Source organism: Streptomyces sp. NPDC001732, assembly GCF_053596315.1.
The window spans coordinates 1-1,048 of sequence record NZ_JBSFFY010000217.1; the positions used below are offsets into that span (position 1 = coordinate 1).

Below are 1,048 nucleotides of genomic sequence, written 5' to 3' on the forward strand. Positions count from 1 at the left end.
GCAGCGACCTCATAGACGGCTGCCTCGCCGAGACCGGCCTGACCATCAGATCCGCCTGAGCAAGGACACGACATCACGAGTTCAACCTCAGTAACTGGCACAGAAGTCAATTGATCGGCCTTTGCTGGCAATCGATCAACACCCACTGACACAGGTCACAGGCGCACCAGTCAGCAGCTACGGTCCGCAACCGTGAGGGGGAGCGTGTCACGCAGATCGGCGGGAAGCCGCGAAAACAGCCTTCAGGCCCGATATTCCGGGCCAGATTGGCCAGCGTGACACCCCAACGGGACAGGCGGATCGGGGTGCGTGACGCTCGGGAGCAAGACAGTCACTCTCGGTGATCACGGGGCGCCTGTCCCCCGGTTCCCTCCCAGGCTCCCAGATCACCTCCCAGGAACCTGTCTTCCTGGGGAAACGGCCTCTCAACTTCCCAGACAGCTCTGCGCGCAGAGGCAGGCGTGCTGCCTGGGCTGCCGTTTCAGCAGCTCCCGCCAGAGGTGTTGTTATTCCGCCAATAAACCACCTTCTCGCTACCAGGTAGGACTGGCCCCTTGTAATACAGCTGTACCGTGATCTTGATGCAGTGCCCCTCCGCCAGATCGCGGACACCTCCGTCGCTGCCACGAGCCGTCTGGCACACGCCGTTACCACTTGCCGTGAGCGCGTACCGCCAGTCGTGCGAGGTCTCGTCGTAGACCGAGAGATATGCGGAGGCGCCATCAGCAGCGTTGTCGCAAATCTGCACAACGTCGCCGTTCGGCCAGAAGTCGGCCTTCCCACCCCCCGAAATGTAGGGCGTGCCGTATTCGTTGGTGTAGACCCGGTAGTGCGGGCCGGTGATCTCCTCAGCGGCCTGCGCGGTCTGTGGCAACAGCAGCGCAGCAGCCGCTGTTGCCAGAACAGTTGTGGCTGTCGACAGTATTCGGCGCGTCATCAACATGGCCTTCCGCTAAGGGCTGTCCCGTAATCCCCGGTGGATCAGCGCGCGGCGTCAGATGCGGCGCATCGCAAGGCGGAGGGGCGTCCGCATACTGGATGTATTCGG

1 protein-coding gene is annotated in these 1,048 nt (G+C 62.6%); it reads right to left on the reverse strand.

The window, feature by feature from the left end:
- Window positions 1-481 precede the first annotated feature (481 nt).
- Window positions 482-943 (reverse strand): hypothetical protein, encoded by a 462-nt coding sequence (locus ACWCXX_RS41495; protein WP_451136528.1) that lies wholly within the window; start codon window positions 941-943, stop codon window positions 482-484.
- Window positions 944-1,048 lie beyond the last annotated feature (105 nt).